At 61.6% G+C, this 16,372-nt stretch carries 13 protein-coding genes; 12 read left to right on the forward strand and 1 reads right to left on the reverse strand.

The annotated features are described in order from the left end of the window. Positions 1-284: 284 nt before the first annotated feature. Both ppk2 and A6M56_RS00860 read left to right on the forward strand, forming a co-directional pair. Complete coding sequence (gene ppk2, locus A6M56_RS00855; protein WP_004635170.1) at positions 285-1,145, forward strand: polyphosphate kinase 2; 861 nt, start codon at positions 285-287, stop codon at positions 1,143-1,145. A 76-nt stretch (positions 1,146-1,221) separates the two neighbouring features. After that, entirely contained in the window at positions 1,222-1,827 is a 606-nt protein-coding gene (locus tag A6M56_RS00860) for a YqaA family protein (RefSeq protein ID WP_009241693.1), read from the forward strand. A gap of 112 nt (positions 1,828-1,939) precedes the next feature. On the opposite strand, the gene ftsH is transcribed toward A6M56_RS00860, so the two are convergent. Then, positions 1,940-3,880, reverse strand: a complete 1,941-nt coding sequence (ftsH, locus tag A6M56_RS00865; RefSeq protein WP_009241692.1) for an ATP-dependent zinc metalloprotease FtsH — start codon at positions 3,878-3,880, stop codon at positions 1,940-1,942. 378 nt (positions 3,881-4,258) lie between these two features. On the opposite strand from ftsH, the gene A6M56_RS00870 reads away from it, so the two are divergent. The 10 genes from A6M56_RS00870 to A6M56_RS00915 all read left to right on the forward strand — a co-directional run bounded on the left by A6M56_RS00870 (position 4,259) and on the right by A6M56_RS00915 (position 16,372). After that, positions 4,259-5,854: an oleate hydratase gene (locus A6M56_RS00870; protein ID WP_004635167.1), complete on the forward strand. Its 1,596-nt coding sequence runs from the start codon at positions 4,259-4,261 to the stop codon at positions 5,852-5,854. A 771-nt stretch (positions 5,855-6,625) separates the two neighbouring features. After that, entirely contained in the window at positions 6,626-6,919 is a 294-nt protein-coding gene (locus A6M56_RS00875) for a heavy-metal-associated domain-containing protein (RefSeq protein ID WP_004635162.1), read from the forward strand. Between the two features lie 73 nt (positions 6,920-6,992). After that, positions 6,993-7,307, forward strand: coding sequence for a DUF2933 domain-containing protein (locus A6M56_RS00880; protein ID WP_004635160.1), 315 nt, complete (start codon positions 6,993-6,995; stop codon positions 7,305-7,307). Between the two features lie 23 nt (positions 7,308-7,330). Beyond that, a complete protein-coding gene (locus A6M56_RS00885) occupies positions 7,331-7,996 on the forward strand; it encodes a methyltransferase family protein (protein WP_004635159.1) in 666 nt (221 codons plus the stop codon). Between the two features lie 16 nt (positions 7,997-8,012). Next, positions 8,013-9,377 (forward strand): MBL fold metallo-hydrolase, encoded by a 1,365-nt coding sequence (locus A6M56_RS00890; RefSeq protein ID WP_004635157.1) that lies wholly within the window; start codon positions 8,013-8,015, stop codon positions 9,375-9,377. Continuing rightward, entirely contained in the window at positions 9,374-10,888 is a 1,515-nt protein-coding gene (locus A6M56_RS00895; RefSeq protein WP_004635154.1) for a thymidine phosphorylase family protein, read from the forward strand. Before A6M56_RS00890 ends, A6M56_RS00895 begins: the two co-directional genes overlap by 4 nt. Further along, positions 10,885-11,790: a ribose-phosphate pyrophosphokinase gene (locus A6M56_RS00900; protein WP_004635153.1), complete on the forward strand. Its 906-nt coding sequence runs from the start codon at positions 10,885-10,887 to the stop codon at positions 11,788-11,790. The genes A6M56_RS00895 and A6M56_RS00900 overlap by 4 nt, the downstream gene beginning before the upstream one ends. Before the next feature lie 142 nt (positions 11,791-11,932). Next, complete coding sequence (locus A6M56_RS00905; RefSeq protein WP_009241691.1) at positions 11,933-13,276, forward strand: class I SAM-dependent methyltransferase; 1,344 nt, start codon at positions 11,933-11,935, stop codon at positions 13,274-13,276. 4 nt (positions 13,277-13,280) lie between these two features. Next, positions 13,281-13,931 (forward strand): DUF6629 family protein, encoded by a 651-nt coding sequence (locus A6M56_RS00910; RefSeq protein WP_004635145.1) that lies wholly within the window; start codon positions 13,281-13,283, stop codon positions 13,929-13,931. After that, on the forward strand, positions 13,928-16,372 hold the full coding sequence (locus A6M56_RS00915) for a heavy metal translocating P-type ATPase (RefSeq protein ID WP_004635142.1): 2,445 nt from the start codon (positions 13,928-13,930) through the stop codon (positions 16,370-16,372). The genes A6M56_RS00910 and A6M56_RS00915 overlap by 4 nt, the downstream gene beginning before the upstream one ends.

A 16,372-nucleotide genomic window follows, 5' to 3' on the forward strand; every position in this document is an offset into this window, starting at 1 on the left:
CTGACCGAGCGATGACGACCACATTACGAGAGCGTCATTCGGGCAAAGGATCGCGCAATAGTCGCGCTGATCCATGTCCTCCTGAATTCGACCATACATCGGAGGGCGCTTGACTCACATCAACCGCGCAAAATTGGCAGGTGCTTAAGCTTGTTCACCCGTTCGTAGGTTCAAAATGTGGTTGTCTGCCCATTTGAGCGTTTCGTAACAACGAAACCGCCATACGGCTGATGACGCTCTGGAGCGTTACTCCCGTTTCCATAGCCAACGCCGGAGGTGCGCATATGGCAAAAGGCAAGTCGAAGAAAAAGACCACTTCATCGGACGCCGAACACGTAACTGGCTTATCGTCCAGCCAGGCGCGAGTCGATGCTGCCAAAGGAGTCCAGGGTCGCGAGGACTACGAGGCGCAACTGCACCTGCTGCAAATTGAATTGGTCAAGCTTCAACGGCATTTCATCGGGTGTGGTGACCGCATCCTTGTCCTGCTGGAGGGGCGGGATGCGGCAGGCAAAGACGGCAGCATCAAACGCATTATCGAATTTCTCAGCCCCCGCGAGACGAGGGTGGTAGCGCTGGGTAAGCCGTCAGATCGCGAGCGCACCGGCTGGTATTTCCAGCGCTACGTGCCCCATCTTCCTCTCGCCGAAGAGTTTGTCCTCTTCAACCGCAGCTGGTACAACCGGGCAGGCGTTGAGAGCGTGATGGGCTTCTGCACTGCTGAGCAGTATGACGAGTTCATGTACTCCGTGCCCCACTTCGAGGAAATGCTCGTCAATTCCGGTATCAAGCTGCTTAAGTACTACCTCGACATCAGCAAAGCCGAGCAAGCTCGCCGACTTGCCGAGCGGCGCCGCGATCCGCTCAAGCAGTGGAAGACGAGCCCGGTCGACGCCGTGGCGTTGAAGCATTGGGATGCCTATACGACGGCACGCAACGCCATGCTGATGCATACGCACACGGCTGCCGCGCCATGGCACATCGTGCTCGCCGACGACAAGCGCACGGCCAGGCTCAACTTGATTCGTCACATCCTGTCGCGGCTGCACTACGCGGGCAAGAAGAACAAGCTGGTCGCTCCCGATCCTGAGGTCGTGTTCGAATTTTCGAAGGAGTGCCTCGATGCGAAACGTCTCGCATCCTGATGCTATCCAGCAGACGCAATCGATAAGGAGGAGACGCTTGAAGGTCGTCTGCGTGAGCGATGAAGGCAACTGAGCAATGCTACGCCTGAGCCTGCAGTCCGGTCTGCTCCGTGCCCTAACCCGGCGGGCCGACTCGCGCGCGTTCCCACTGGTGGTTGCCGGGGCAGCACTGGCGGCGGAACTGTCGATGTCGGTTCCATTTGCCAGCCTGCTGATGGCCGCAGTCCTGTTGGCGCCGCGCCGCTGGGTGTCCATCGCGACTTTGGCCAGCCTGGGGGCCGCTGTTGGCGCTCTCGTGCTGTACCTCGTCTTTCATCACCTGGGGTGGAACCGGTTGTTCGCTGCCTACCCGGACGTGGTGCGATCCACCGCGTGGCGTGATGCGACCCACTGGCTCGAACACTACGGCGTCGTATCGCTTTCGGTCATTGCCGCATTACCGGTGCCTCTCACCCCCGCTCTCATGTTTGCGGCGATCTCGCGACTTCCGGTCGCAGAGGTCATCGCCGCACTGTGGCTCGGCAAGTTGGCGAAATACCATGTTTACGCCTGGCTCGCCTCGCGATTTCCGGATCGGCTTGTGCGCCACGGCCGGCGCCATGTCGATACGTTGCGGGCAGTGCTCGGCAACGGCACGAAGGCTGACGGTGGCACAACCCCCACGCGGGGAGGGCGTCGGTAGCTCAATACACCATCGGGGCGCCTGTCTCACGTGGTGAACGCATTGATTGCCGGCAGCCGGCCGCGCTTTGGCGTGGTTGCGTTCTTGGCATGCCATGGCATCAATCTTCGCTCTATGTGCCTTGCGTTTTTTGGTCCGGTTTCCCCGTTGCAGTTGACTCCTCGATATTCGCGACGGGCTTGGGCGGAGGCATTGGCGTCACCTTCGCTGACAAAAACATGTCCAGGTCTTGGCGGTCAACCACTTCCTTCTCGAGAAGTAATTGGGCCAGAGCATCGAGCTTGGTCCGCTGTCCTTCCAGCGTCGCTTGTACGCGATGACTTGCTTCTGCCAATAGCTTACGGACTTCAGCATCAATCATCTGTGCGGTGCTCTCGCTGTATTCATTGCGTTCGCGCTGCATTAGCCCCGTCCCAGCAAAGAGCGGGTTCGGCATATTCTCGTACGTGGCCAGGCCCAGCTGGTCGCTCATGCCAAACTGGGTAATCATCTGCCGAGCCATGTCGGTTGCGCGCTGCAGGTCGTTCTGTGCGCCCGTGGATACGTCGCCGAAAATGAGCTGTTCCGCAATACGGCCACCGAGCAAGACATCGAGCCGGTCAAGCAGTTCGCTGCGCTTGAGCAGGTAGCGGTCCTCGGTTGGGGTCTGTTGCGTGTAACCCAACGCCGCAACGCCCCGCGGAATGATGGAAACTTTGGAGACACGGTCAGCCAGCGGCCGATGCTCCGCGACGATGGCATGTCCTGCCTCGTGGAATGCGATAGTTTCCTTCTCCTTCGGATTCATCACGCGGTTCTTTTTTTCCAGGCCGCCGACGATCCGGTCAAGCGCCTCGTCGAAATCTGCCATCTCGACCATTTGCTTGCTCTTGCGCGCGGCAAGGAGCGCGGCTTCGTTAACCAAGTTGGCAAGATCGGCACCTGCGAACCCCGGGGTCCGTCCGGCGAGTTTAGTCAGGTCGACCTCAGGAGCGAGGACAACGCCCTTGACGTGAACTTTGAGAATCTGCTCCCGTCCCTTGAGGTCAGGCCGGTCCAGTGCGACGTGGCGGTCAAAGCGACCGGGGCGAAGCAGGGCGGGGTCCAGTATCTCGGGTCGGTTTGTGGCGGCCATGATGATGACGCCTTTGTTGCTATCAAAACCGTCCATCTCGACCAGAAGCTGGTTCAGTGTTTGTTCGCGCTCCTCGTTGCCGCCGACCGCATTCAGTGCTCGCGTCTTTCCGAGTGCGTCAAGCTCATCAATGAAGATGATGCAGGGGGCTTTGGTTTCGGCTTGCTTAAAGAGATCGCGGACCCGTGCTGCACCCACACCAACGAACATCTCGACGAAGTCGGAGCCGCTCATGCTGAAGAATGGCACGCCGGCTTCGCCTGCCACGGCCTTTGCCAATAAGGTCTTGCCAGTGCCCGGGGCCCCAACCAGCAGCACGCCCTTGGGAATTTTTCCGCCCAGGCGCTGGTACCGCTGAGGATCTTTCAGGAAGCTAACAATCTCCGACAGCTCCTCCTTGGCTTCGTCGATTCCAGCCACGTCGGCAAAAGTCACGCCGGTCTCCTTTTGCATGTAGACCTTTGCCTTGCTCTTGCCAATTTCCATCATGCTGCCGGCGGCGCCGCCCACGCGCTTGATGAGAAAGCTCCAGATACCGAAAAAGATGACGGCCGGCACAACCCACGAGAGGATCGTGCTCAGCCATTTGTTGTCGGGCTGCCCGACGAAGCGCACCTTTGCCGCTTCGAGCTCCTGCACCAGCTCAGGATCGGCCACTCGAAGCGTGGAGAAGGCGTGGTCGCCCTTTGCCTCTCGGCGGATTTCCTCGATCTGCTGCTTGGCAAGGAGATTGTCGATACCTTCTGTCGAGAAGGTTCCGCTGATAGCCTGCTCACCAATAGCCACGTCCTTGAGCTTGCCAGCCTTCAGTAGGACCTTGAAATCGCTGTATGGGATCGTCTCGACATGCCCCGACACGAAGAGCGTCTGGATTGCAAGCATGGCCAGTATGGTCACGAGCACGTACCAGAGGGAGAACTGTTGCTGTCGCGGTTCCATGGGATTCTTCTCCAAGTCGACCTTATTGAAAGTGAGTCTGGTCTCCAATGCTGGGAAGGTTGGTGGGCGGCCTGGGTAGGCGCCGGACAACCGCGCATTGGTATGCGTTCCCAGTATTGACGCTTGGAAATCGCCGAGGTTGACCTTCATCAACCCGCGACATTGGGGCCGCGCGCGCGGGCGCAAGCGCCGTGGCTTCTCCATGGTTGTGCCCAGCCGATAGGGGATGTGTCGCGGAAAGCAAACATGACAAATCCATTACGGCGGCATGAGACTCAACAGCAACTTGCGCTGGCGCAAAGTATCGATCGCATACCCACCTAAAGTATTCCCAAGTCGCGTTGCTCATTGAGCATCCACACAGAATCAGAGGATTCCATGGCTGAGGTAACGAAGAACGAGCACCGTAGCGCATACCTGGTTGGCAGCGGCATTGCGTCATTGTCGGCTGCCGTGCTGCTGATTCGCGACGCAGGCTTCAAGGGGGAGAACATCCACATCTTGGAGGAACAGCAGGTGGCCGGTGGTGCGCTCGATGGCTCCGGTGATCCGCACAAAGGCTATGTAACTCGGGGCGGTCGCATGTTCACCGAAGAGACTTATGTCTGTCTGTGGAACGTGCTCGACAGCATTCCGTCGCTGGATGATCCGAAAATCAGTGTCAAGCAGCAGGCCTGGGCCTTCAACGCCGAATGGCGCTCGGATTCACACGCCCGGCTGATCGACGGGCAACGCCGTATCCTCGACGCTGCCGATCTGGGTTTCAACCTCCATGACCGGTTGGAGATCATGCGATTGCTGGCCACGCCAGAAGGGCTGCTGCATACGCTTCGCATTGAGGACTGTTTCTCGCCGCACTTCTTCGAGACCAACTTCTGGGCCATGTGGCGTACGACCTTCGCCTTCCAGAACTGGCACAGCGCGATCGAACTCAAACGCTATATGTTGCGCTTCTTGCAGGAGTTCCCGCGTATCCACACGTTGGCCGGCGTACGGCGCACGCCGCTGAACCAGTATGACGCGATCGTGCGGCCGATGGAGCAATGGCTGAAACAGCAGGGTGTGGTGTTCGAATATGGCACAAAGGTGGAGGATGTCGACTTTGTTGAAACCGGTGACGGCCGGCGAATTGGACTGCTGCGCGTGGTGCGCGGCGGACAGCCGATGGCCTATGACGTGCGGCAAGAGGATCTGGTGCTCATCACCATCGGCTCGATGACCGCCGACGCGTCTTATGGGGACGACCACCATGCACCGGAACTGGTGCGCGACAAACGCGATGGCGCCTGGACTCTGTGGGAGACCATGGCCCGTAAGGAACCTGGGCTCGGGCGGCCGAATGCGTTCTGTGGCAACGTCGACGAAAGCAAGTGGGAGTCGTTCACCTTGACGATGCGCAGCCCGGCGCTTGTGCACCGGATTGAGACCTTTACCGGCAATGCGCCAGGCACCGGCGGTCTGATGACGTTCAAGGATTCGAGTTGGCTGATGTCGATCGTCGTGCCTCACGCGCCGCACTTCGCCGGACAGCCGAAAGACATGTACACCCTGTGGGGCTACGGGCTCTTCGTGGACAACAAGGGCGATTACATCGACAAGACGATGGCCCAGGCAACCGGCCAGGAAATCCTCACCGAGCTGCTGCACCATTTGCATTGCGAGGACATTCTTGACGAGGTCTGTCGTACCACCACTGTGATCCCGGTGATGATGCCGTACATCACCAGCGAATTTGAGCGCCGCGAGCCTTCGGATCGGCCGCCAGTGATCCCGCACGGAGCGAAGAACTTCGCGCTGCTTGGGCAGTATGTTGAGATCCCTCAGGACGTAGTGTTCACCGTCGAATATTCGGTTCGCGGCGCGATGCACGCGGTTTATGGGCTGCTGGGCTTGAAGAACGAGATCCCGGCCATTTACCACGGGATTGCTGACCCAGGCGCTGCGTTTGCGGGCCTGAAGACGTTGTTGAGTTGAACCGTCGGACGGTTTACGGTTGATTTGTATCAACCGGAGGTTGGACATCCGCGCCTAGGCTGACTCTGTGTGACCGTTCCTCTCTTTGGGCAGAAATCATGTTCTTCCACTCCCGACATCTACGCCGCTGGGCAGCTCAAATGCTACTGGTGTGGCTGTTGGGTCTGGCCGTCGGCATCGCAAACGCGTGCGCTGTCGCGGATGCAGGTAAGGCCGCAGCGCCGGCATCTGGCCACGTGTCAGCCCACAGTCATGGACACCATGCGGATGCCGACGATGATGGCTGTGACGATAGCGGCAAGATTGCCTGCCACAGCTTCTGCGAAAAGTCCTCAACCAGCATTCCCCGTGTGCTGTCGGATCATGACAAGCCTCTCATTCCGGTGGCCGTGCCATTACCGATGAGCATGGCATCCACGCCGGAGGTGGACCGCTGCAGTGTGCACCGTCAGTCCAATCCCCGGCCAGCGGACAAGTTCGCGTCTATACCAATCGTCTTCCTCCGGTTGACGCTATAGCGCTCTGTCGCTGTTTGGCAGTGCGCGGCTTTGTCTTACGTATCGCCTTGACGCGCATCCAGTGCGGACACCGCCAAAGGTGCGTTGCAACACGCCGTTCCATCGTCAATGCACTGAACAAAAGCGGCCTTGGTCGGCATTCGCCCCGAGCGTCTCGATTGCGTTCTTTCTCTACTGCCGGAAAGTGTCTGGCGCTGTGTTGAACGCAGTCGCAGTGAGATTTTCAACGTCACCTCCTAAAAGGATTTCTTCCATGGACACTATCGAACTGAAGATCAAGGGCATGAGCTGCGGCTCTTGCGTCTCGTCGGTTACTCATGCACTGCAGCGAGTGCCTGGTGTGGATGCCGTCGACGTGGATCTGGCGCGCGGTATCGCGCGCGTCAGCGGTAACGCCCAGGCCGCGCCCGCAATGCTGGCCGCGCTGGCAGCAGCCGGTTACGAAGCCGAGTCGCTTAGCACTGGCGCCGGAGCGAAGACGGAGCATGCCCACCATGGTGACGTCCCAACCGGCACTGCTCACAAGAGCGGTGGATGCTGCCACTGATAGACCGCTAGGAGGGGCGGCCGGGCAGTGCACCGATCGGCGTCCCTAACCTTGACCTTGCGAAGGAGTTCTCATGTCGTCGCTTCGATCTCTCTCCAGGCACCGCCAGTCGGGCCGCATCGGTTCAGGGGCCATCTTCATTGCGTTTGCGTTGATTGCCCTGTTCTTCCTGTTCACCGAGCACCGGGCACATCTGTTCGGCTGGTTGCCGTTTCTTCTACTGCTGGCTTGTCCGCTGCTGCACCTCTTCCACGGGCACGGTGGCCATGGAGGGCACGCAGGTCACGAGGACCAGCCGCGCGGTTCCGATTCCGGAAGTAGCCGCCCATCGGGGTCGACGGCCAGCGAACAACCGCCCGTTCAGGGCGCTCAGCATCACCACCACTAAGTTCTTCTCAGAGGAGCGCCATCATGGACCAATCGACACCTCCCGCCTATGGCTTATGGTCGCTGGTAATCATCAATTCCCTCGTTTTCATCATCTTCGCGTTCAGCTTCGCCAAGCCACAAAGCCCGCGCGACTGGCGTTCGTTTGGCGCGTTCTCTGCGTTCCTGGTGGCGCTATTCACCGAGATGTACGGCTTCCCGCTGACGATCTACCTCCTGTCGGGTTGGCTGAGCGCGAAGTTCCCCGGCGTGAATTTCATGTCGCATGACGCTGGCCACCTGCTGGAGGTGATGTTCGGCTGGCGCGCCAATCCGCATTTCGGGCCGTTCCATCTGCTGAGCGCTATCTTCATCGGCGGTGGCTTTTGGCTATTGTCGGCCGCTTGGGCGGTGCTTTACCACAACCAGCGGAGCCATACGCTGGCGACCACCGGCGCCTACTCCCGTATCCGGCATCCGCAGTATGTGGGCTTCGTTTTGATCATGTTCGGTTTTCTACTGCAGTGGCCGACCATCCTGACACTGCTGATGTTCCCAGTGCTGGTGGTCATGTACGTGCGTTTGGCCATTACGGAAGAGAAGTGGGCGGAGCGCGAATTTGGGGAGGAGTGGGCGCACTATGCGTCGCACACCCCGCGGTTCATCCCGAATTTTGGCGACAAGCAAGCGGATCGCCACCACCACGCATGACAAAAAGGGGGAGGCGATGAAGCTCAGTTTTCACGGTGCGGCCGGCACAGTGACCGGCTCAAAGTATTTGGTGGAGCATCAGGGGCAGCGCCTGCTGGTTGATTGCGGGTTGTTCCAGGGCTACAAGCAGTTGCGATTGCTGAACTGGGAGCCGTTGCCGTTCAGCGCCGCCGACATCGATGCGGTGGTGCTGACACACTCCCATCTGGACCATGCCGGTGCGTTACCGTTGCTCGTGAAACAGGGCTTCCGGGGCCGGATTCTGGCGACGCCCTCGACAATCGAACTATGCGGTCTGCTGTTGCCCGACAGCGGGAGAATCCAGGAGGAGGACGCCGCCTATGCGAACCGGCATCACACCTCCAAGCACGCCACGGCTTTGCCGCTGTACACGGAGGACGACGCACGTCGCGCAATGGAACAGTTGCACCGATTGCCTTTCGACCAGTGTGTGGACGTCGTCCCCGACGTTACGGTGACCTTGCGCCCGGCTGGGCATATTCTCGGCGCGGCCTCGGCCGAACTGACAGCGGGGCAGACGACAGTGCTGTTCTCCGGAGACGTTGGCCGCCCCGACGACCCGGTGATGCGTGCGCCTGCGCCGGCTCCCAAGGCAGACTACATCGTTGTCGAATCGACTTATGGGGACCGGCTACACGAACCGGTACCCAATGCGCAGGCCGTGCTCGGTGAGGCGATTGCTCGCACAGCACACCGTGGCGGCATGGTCGTGATTCCGGCGTTTGCGGTGGGGCGTGCACAGTTGCTGCTGCATTTGATCCACAAGCTGAAGCAACAGGGCGCGATTCCAGACCTGCCTGTTTTTCTCGACAGCCCGATGGCAATAGATGCAACCGAGATCTATCACCGCCATCACGCCGAACATAAGCTGTCGCTCGAAGATTGCCTCGGGATGTACAAAGCTGCGCGCATGATCAGGACCCCGGAGGAATCGCGGGCGCTGGCTGGGCTGGCCCTCCCGGCTGTGATCATCTCGGCCAGCGGCATGGCCACCGGCGGCCGCGTGCTGCACCATCTGAAGCATCTGGCGCCGGACCGGCGCAACACCATCATCCTGGCCGGTTATCAGGCTGGGGGGACACGCGGCGCGCGGCTGCAGGCTGGTGAGCGAAGCCTGCGCATTCACGGTGAGGACGTCGCCGTGCGTGCCGAAGTGATTTCACTGCAGGGCATGTCGGCGCATGCCGATGCAAGCCAATTGATCGAGTGGCTGGGCAGTGCGCCAGCGGCGCCGCGCTCGGTGTTCGTCACCCATGGCGAGCCGGGGCCGGCTGATGCGATGCGCCAGCGCATCGAGCGGGAACTTGGGTGGTCCGCCAGCGTTCCGTTGTTGGGACAGCACGTGGAGTTCGATGTATGAGGAACCCTCGCCACAGGGCAAGTCTTGCCGTGCGTCGGATGGGCATCGAGACGCAGCAGGAATATGTCGTCTACATGCATCGAGACTGCCATGTTTGCCGCTCCGAGGGTTTCGAGGCGCAGACGCGAGTACTGATTAGCCTGAACGGACGCTCGATCATCGCCACGCTGAACGTTGTCGATCCGACCTTGCTGGAGTTGGGGGAGGCGGCGCTTTCGAACAGCGCGTGGCGAGCGCTGGCGCCCGCGCCGGGCGACCGGATCACGATCTCGCATGCCCCGACGCTGGACTCAATGAGCCAGGTGCGGGCGAAGATCTACGGCCACAGGCTCGACGCGTCGGCTCTGGACTCGATCATTAGTGACGTCGCCGCTGGCAGCTACCCTGGGACACATATCGCCGCTTTTCTAAGCGCCTGCGCCGGCGGGCGGATGGATTTGCAGGAGACGATCGATCTGACGCGAGCGATGCTGGCCGCGGGCAAGCGGCTCGACTGGGGGCATGCACCGATCGCGGACAAGCACTGTGTGGGTGGATTGCCGGGAAACCGCACGACGCCGATTGTCGTGTCGATCATCACCGCGGCCGGGCTCACGATGCCGAAGACGTCGTCAAGGGCCATTACCTCGCCGGCTGGCACCGCCGACGTGATCGAAACGATGACGCCGGTGGCGCTCGATTTGGAGCAGATGCGCCGCGTTGTCCAACGCGAGGGCGGCTGCTTTGTCTGGGGAGGCTCGCTGGCGCTCAGCCCGGCCGACGACATGTTGATCCGCGTCGAGCGCCCGCTGGACCTCGACAGCGACGCGCAGCTCGTGGCATCTGTGCTGTCGAAGAAGATCGCTGCCGGCGCTACCCACTCCGTGATCGATGTGCCGGTCGGGCCGACCGCCAAGGTGCGCAGTGACGCAGACTACGAGTGCCTGAAGCAAATGCTGGAGCAGGTAGCGCAGGCCTTTGATTTGCACTTGCAGGTAGTGCGTACGGACGGGACGCAGCCGGTGGGCCGTGGCATTGGTCCCTCACTGGAGGCGCACGACGTGCTGGCAGTCCTTCAGCGTGCCGAGCGCGCGCCCGAGGATCTGAGCGTGCGCGCTGTCGCATTGGCTGGACAACTGTTGGAATTTTGCGGTCACAGCGAGCCGGGTACTGGCGTCTTGGTCGCTCAGCGGTTGCTTGATAGCGGCGCCGCGTGGGCCAAATTCCAGGCGATCTGCAAAGCGCAAGGGGGCTTACGCGAGCCGCAGCGGGCGCGGCTACGCGAGCCTGTGCTGGCCGAACGTGACGGGATGGTACGTGAGATCGACAGCCGGCGGTTGGCTCGCGTGGCCAAGCTCGCCGGGGCACCGAAGGCACCCGCTGCCGGGCTCGAACTGCATGTCAAGCTGGGGGATCGCGTCGAGCGAGGTATGCCGCTGTTCACCGTGCATGCCGAAGCGCTCGGCGAGTTGGACTACGCGTTCGACTACCTGGAGGCTCACCCGCTGATCGATGTGGGAGATTCGAGATGACGCCACTGATTTTTGCCATGCCGGGCAATGAAGCGATGGCAGAGAAGCTGGCTTCGGCGTTGGGCGCAGAGCGCGGGACTACGACGGTGCGGCGCTTTCCGGATGGAGAGTCGTATGTGCGGGTGGAGTCTGCCGTGGAGGGGCGGCGGGTCGCCATCGTCTGCACGCTAGACCGGCCGGACGACAAGCTGATTCCGTTGCTGCTGTTGGCGGCGGCCGCCCGGGAGAACGGTGCGACCGACGTTGGTCTGGTCGCACCTTACCTCGCCTACATGCGACAGGATAGTTGCTTCCAGCCGGGTGAGACGGTGAGTGCACGGCATTTTGCAGCCTGGTTGTCGCGTGGATTTGATTGGCTGGCAACAGTCGATCCCCACTTGCACCGCATCACCAAGTTGTCGCAGGTCTATGTAATCCCAACGCGTCACGTCCACGCGGCGCCGGCTGTGGCGGCATGGCTGCGCGCCCATGTGACACGCCCGGCGCTTGTGGGCCCTGACGAGGAGAGCAACCAATGGGTGGCCGATGTCGCAAGCAGGGCGGACGCGCCCATGGTGGTGCTGCACAAGGTCCGCAAAGGTGACCGGGATGTCGAGGTTTCGGTGCCGGATGTGGAGCGCTGGCGCGACCACACGCCGGTGCTGGTCGATGACATTGTCTCCACCGGTCGCACGATGGCCGAGACCATTGGTCATCTGCGGCGCGCGGGCTTGGCCGCGCCTGTGTGCATCGCGATTCACGCGGTGTTTTCAGGCAACGCGGTTCAGGATTTGGAGTCCACTGGGGCCGGGCTGGTGGTGAGCTGCGACACGGTTGTCCATCCCACCAATGGAATCTCCGTTGCCCCGGACCTAGCGTCCGCGGTTCGTGAACTCATGCAAGACCCCGGGGGTGCCACATGAGTGCCAAGACTCCGCACGTTCACTTCGAGATAGATCTGGCCGGATTTTGCAAAGCCGCGATTCCGATGTCGGGTTGGCGCTTCATCGTGTCAATTGGCGGAGAGGACCGCGACGAGCCATCAACCCAACGGGAGGGCAAGAGATGAACAGCACCAAGGCATTTATTGGCAGCGTTCCTTCGACCGACACCGAGCCGGCGCTACGCATCCTGCGTCGGTTGCTCGCTGGGATGGAGAAGCCGCCCGCACTGCGGCTGTGGAACGACACGCTGCACGGGCACGATACGGCGGTCGATTTCACGTTGGTGGTGCGGGACCCCAGCCTGTTGCGTCAGTTGGTGGTGGCGCGCAGTCCCCTTTTATTGGCTGACGCGTACTTTCGGGGCGTGCTCGACATCGAGGGAGACCTGTACGGCGCGCTCCGGTTGAAGAACCATTTCGAGTCGATCCAGTTGTCGTGGCGCGACAAGCTCGCGCTGTTAAAGGACGCGTTAATGCTGCCCGCTCCGGACCTGGGTGAGATCAAACCGGATGCGGGCTTCGCATCCCGGGTCGCCCGGCGCTTCGCGCACCGGCATTCGCGCCACAGCGATCGCGCCGCGATCTCGTTCCACTATGACGTGTCCAACAAGTTCTATGGGTTGTGGCTGGACGAGGAGCGGGTGTACTCCTGCGCCTACTTCGAGCAGCCCTCCGATTCGCTGGACACGGCGCAGCGCAACAAGCTTGAGCACGTTTGCCGCAAGCTGCGCCTGCGGCCCGGCGAACGGCTGCTGGATATCGGCTGCGGCTGGGGGGCGCTCGTATGTTGGGCCGCGCGCGAGCACGGTGTGCACGCCCACGGCATCACCCTAAGCGAGCGACAGCTCGAATACGCCCGCGAGCGCATTCGGATCGAAGGGTTACAGGATCGCGTCACGGTGGAGTTGCGCGATTACCGTGATCTGGAAGGCGAGGGTGTCTACGACAAGGTTTCCAGCATCGGGATGTTCGAGCACGTCGGCCTGCGCAACCTGCCGGCCTACTATGCGGTGGTGCGTCGGATGCTCAAGCCGGGCGGCCTATTCTTGAACCACGGCATCACGCACGACGAGGAAGGGTGGAACAAGACAGCTGCCACCGAGTTCATCAATCGCTATGTATTTCCCGACGGCGAGCTTGATTGCATCAGCAACATCCAACTCGGCATGGAGCGCGCGGGCTTTGAGATCCATGACGTCGAGGGACTGCGCCCGCACTACGCGATGACCTTACGGCACTGGGTGCATCGCCTGGAGGCTCAGCGCGATGCGGCGATCGCTGAAGTTGGAGAAGCCGCCTATCGCGTCTGGCGCCTGTACATGGCGGCCTGCGCGTTGGAGTTCGAGGCCGGTGGCTCCGGCATCTATCAAATCCTGGCGTCCAATCGCCACCCGGGTAAATGGCCTGTGCCGATGACACGGCGTGATCTGTACCGCAGTCGACCGCATTGGGATTGGGGGAACTAGCGCTATGTGCTTTTCCGCGACGGCCAGCTTTGGCTCCGGCACGCTACTGCTGGCAATCGGCACCGTGACGCTGCGTATGGCGCGCTGCCCGGCGGAGCGCCCTTATGCCGCCATCCCATTGCTGTTTGCGATCCAGCAGCTTGTCGAGGGGGTGGTCTGGCTCAGTTTTGGTGGCCCCGCTTGGCTTAACTTTGTTGCTACGCAGGTGTACTCATTTTTCTCCCACGTACTGTGGCCGGTGTACGTCCCCTTAGCGGCATGGCTGCTAGAGCCCCGGGGTCCGCGCCGCCGAGGGTTGTTGGCCTTTGTGGTTATGGGTCTGGCTGTGGGTGCATACCTGTTGTACAGCCTGGTGGTCAACCCGATTCAGGCGCGCCCGATGGCAGGCCATGTGGACTACCAGTCCCCGCATTTCTACATTGTCGCGTCGATGACGCTGTACCTGCTTTCCACGACGGTGAGCCTGTTGCTCTCCAGCCATGTTTGGGTCAAGGTGTTCGGGGCGCTCACGCTGGCCGCTTCGTTCACCGCCTACGTTTTCTATGCCCATTGGTTCATTTCGGTGTGGTGCTTCTTCGCCGCGCTGCTGAGTGGCGCTGTCGCACTGCACTTCATCGCACTGCGTTCGATTCCCCAACAACGGATTCCCTCATGAGCACAACCAACACATTCGAGGTGGCAGGGCTACTATCGCCGCTGGCAGCGCGCGGCGTCGAAAAGCACCTAGCGCAGATGCCGGGCATTGAGCATGTCTCGGTCAACGCGGTGGCCGGATCGGCCACGGTGACGTACGACCAGGGGCGCATTGATCCGGAACGCATCCGGGCGGCAATCCAGGACTGCGGGTACCACTGTGCGGGCGAAATGTTGCCCCGGCACATGTGCGGGCCGATGGAGCATGCTGTGGCGCCGGCACACGCGCACGGCCATATTCAGCACGAGCATCCTGAGCGGCACGTACATGCCGCTGGTGGGCCGGCCACAGCGGAGGCGCCCGTCGCGCACGACCACGCCGCGATGGCTCACGGTGGCATGGATGCAATGGCCCACGAGATGGGCCATGGCCCCGGTATGGATGCCAAGGGGATGGCGCGCGACATGCGCAACCGTTTCTGGGTCTGCCTGGCGTTTACGGTGCCGATCTTCCTGTATGCCCCGATGGGCATGGATTTCATCAAGCTGAAGCCACCGTTCGGCCTGGATTTGGGGCTGTGGCTGTTCCTGCTCGCCACCGCTGCGGTGATCTACCCCGCGTGGCCGTTCTTCGTCGCCGCCGCGCGTGCGTTGCGCAATGGCGTGCTCAACATGGCGGTGTTGGTGGTGCTGAGCGTCGGCACCGGCTACGTCTTCAGTGTCGGCAGCACCTTCATTTTCGGCGGTGCGCAGTTCTATGAGGCTGTGTCGGTGTTGCTGGTGTTCATTCTGCTGGGCCACTGGCTGGAGATGCGCGCGCGCGCAGGAGCGTCGGAAGCCATCCGCGCGCTGATGGATTTGGCCCCGCCAAAGGCCACTGTCTTGCGCGCCGGCAAGGAAGTGACTGTGGCGACCGCCGAAGTGCTGCTCGACGACATCGTCCTGGTGCGTCCTGGCGACAAGATTCCGGTTGACGGCGAGGTGCTCGAGGGCGGTTCTCAGGTGGACGAATCGATGCTCACCGGCGAGTCGATGCCGGTGAAGAAGATGGTGGGCGACAAGGTGATTGGCGCGACGATCAACAAGAGCGGCAGCTTCCGTTATCGTGCGACCAAGGTGGGTGCCGACACCGCGTTGGCGCAGATCGTCAAACTGGTGCAGGAGGCGCAGAATTCCAAAGCGCCAGCGCAGTTGCTGGCCGACCAGGCCTCACAATGGCTGGTCGTGATCGCCTTCCTGATCGGTGTGGCCACTTTCGCTGTCTGGTACTTCGTGCTCGGGCAGCCGGTACTGCTGGCACTGACACTCACGATCACGGTGTTTGTGATTGCCTGCCCAGATGCACTGGGGTTGGCGACGCCGATGGCGGTGATGGTGGGTACCGGCCTGGGCGCGATGAACGGCATCTTGTTCAAGAATGCTGCGGCGCTGGAGGACGCGACACGGCTAAATGTGGTGATCTTCGACAAGACCGGCACCCTGACGCTTGGCGAGCCGGAAGTGGTCGATATAGCGGTGGCCCGGGACGTAACGCCAGACGACCTGCTGCGCGTTTCAGGCTCGGTCGAAAAGCTCTCCGAACACCCGCTTGCGGTCGCGATCCTCAAGCGTGCCGGCGCACTGGCCTCCGAAGCGGTGACGGATTTCACCAACATCGATGGGCAGGGCACGCAGGCGGTGGTGGCCGGTCGGCTGGCCCTGCTCGGTAATCGGCGGTTGATGGAGGCCAATGGCGTTGACCTTGGCGCGCTCAAGGCAGATGCCGACCGTCTGCAGGGCCAAGGCCGCACCGTGGTGCACGTCGCACACGGCGGTCGCCTGATCGGTTTGATCGCGATCGCCGACGCAGTGAGGCCGTCTTCGGCCGAGACGATCAAGGCACTGCATGGCCGCGGGGTGCAGGTCGCAATGCTAACCGGTGACAACCGTTCGACCGCTGAGCGCATTGCGAAGGAATTGGGCATCGACATCGTGCTGGCCGACGTGCTGCCGGGCGACAAGGCCGCAAAGGTCAAGGAACTGCAGGGGCAGGGCAAGAAGGTCGGCATGGTGGGCGATGGCGTCAATGATGCTCCGGCGCTGACGCAAGCCGACGTGGGCTTCGCGATCGGTGCGGGCACCGATGTCGCGATGGAGAGTGCCGATGTGGTCCTGATGAAAAGCGATCCGCTGGATGTGGTCGGTGCGATTGAACTGTCCCGCGCGACCTTGCGAAAGATGCATCAGAACCTGTGGTGGGCGGTCGCCTATAACGTAGTGGCGTTCCCGTTGGCGGCCGGCGTACTCTACCCATTCACGATCAGCCCCGAGGTGGCGGCGATTACCATGTCGGGCAGCTCTGCGCTAGTGGCGATTAACGCGCTAATGCTCAAGCGAACCCGGCTGACTGGAATCCGACGCGCAAGCGCGGCGACGGTCCACAACGGCGTGACCGCTCCGGTGGCCGCTCACGGCGCGGGCTGA

It is taken from the genome of Ralstonia sp. RL, from assembly GCF_001683835.1.
Classification (GTDB): domain Bacteria; phylum Pseudomonadota; class Gammaproteobacteria; order Burkholderiales; family Burkholderiaceae; genus Ralstonia; species Ralstonia mannitolilytica.

What these genes read in the sequence shown, in the direction of transcription:
- ftsH (WP_009241692.1), bottom strand. Translation starts at nt 3,880, where the DNA reads ATGGAACCGCGACAGCAACAGTTCTCCCTCTGGTACGTGCTCGTGACC.
- A6M56_RS00885 (WP_004635159.1), top strand. Translation starts at nt 7,331, where the DNA reads ATGGACCAATCGACACCTCCCGCCTATGGCTTATGGTCGCTGGTAATC.
- A6M56_RS00905 (WP_009241691.1), top strand. Translation starts at nt 11,933, where the DNA reads ATGAACAGCACCAAGGCATTTATTGGCAGCGTTCCTTCGACCGACACC.
- ppk2 (WP_004635170.1), top strand. Translation starts at nt 285, where the DNA reads ATGGCAAAAGGCAAGTCGAAGAAAAAGACCACTTCATCGGACGCCGAA.
- A6M56_RS00870 (WP_004635167.1), top strand. Translation starts at nt 4,259, where the DNA reads ATGGCTGAGGTAACGAAGAACGAGCACCGTAGCGCATACCTGGTTGGC.
- A6M56_RS00900 (WP_004635153.1), top strand. Translation starts at nt 10,885, where the DNA reads ATGACGCCACTGATTTTTGCCATGCCGGGCAATGAAGCGATGGCAGAG.
- A6M56_RS00875 (WP_004635162.1), top strand. Translation starts at nt 6,626, where the DNA reads ATGGACACTATCGAACTGAAGATCAAGGGCATGAGCTGCGGCTCTTGC.
- A6M56_RS00890 (WP_004635157.1), top strand. Translation starts at nt 8,013, where the DNA reads ATGAAGCTCAGTTTTCACGGTGCGGCCGGCACAGTGACCGGCTCAAAG.
- A6M56_RS00860 (WP_009241693.1), top strand. Translation starts at nt 1,222, where the DNA reads ATGCTACGCCTGAGCCTGCAGTCCGGTCTGCTCCGTGCCCTAACCCGG.
- A6M56_RS00880 (WP_004635160.1), top strand. Translation starts at nt 6,993, where the DNA reads ATGTCGTCGCTTCGATCTCTCTCCAGGCACCGCCAGTCGGGCCGCATC.
- A6M56_RS00895 (WP_004635154.1), top strand. Translation starts at nt 9,374, where the DNA reads ATGAGGAACCCTCGCCACAGGGCAAGTCTTGCCGTGCGTCGGATGGGC.
- A6M56_RS00910 (WP_004635145.1), top strand. Translation starts at nt 13,281, where the DNA reads ATGTGCTTTTCCGCGACGGCCAGCTTTGGCTCCGGCACGCTACTGCTG.
- A6M56_RS00915 (WP_004635142.1), top strand. Translation starts at nt 13,928, where the DNA reads ATGAGCACAACCAACACATTCGAGGTGGCAGGGCTACTATCGCCGCTG.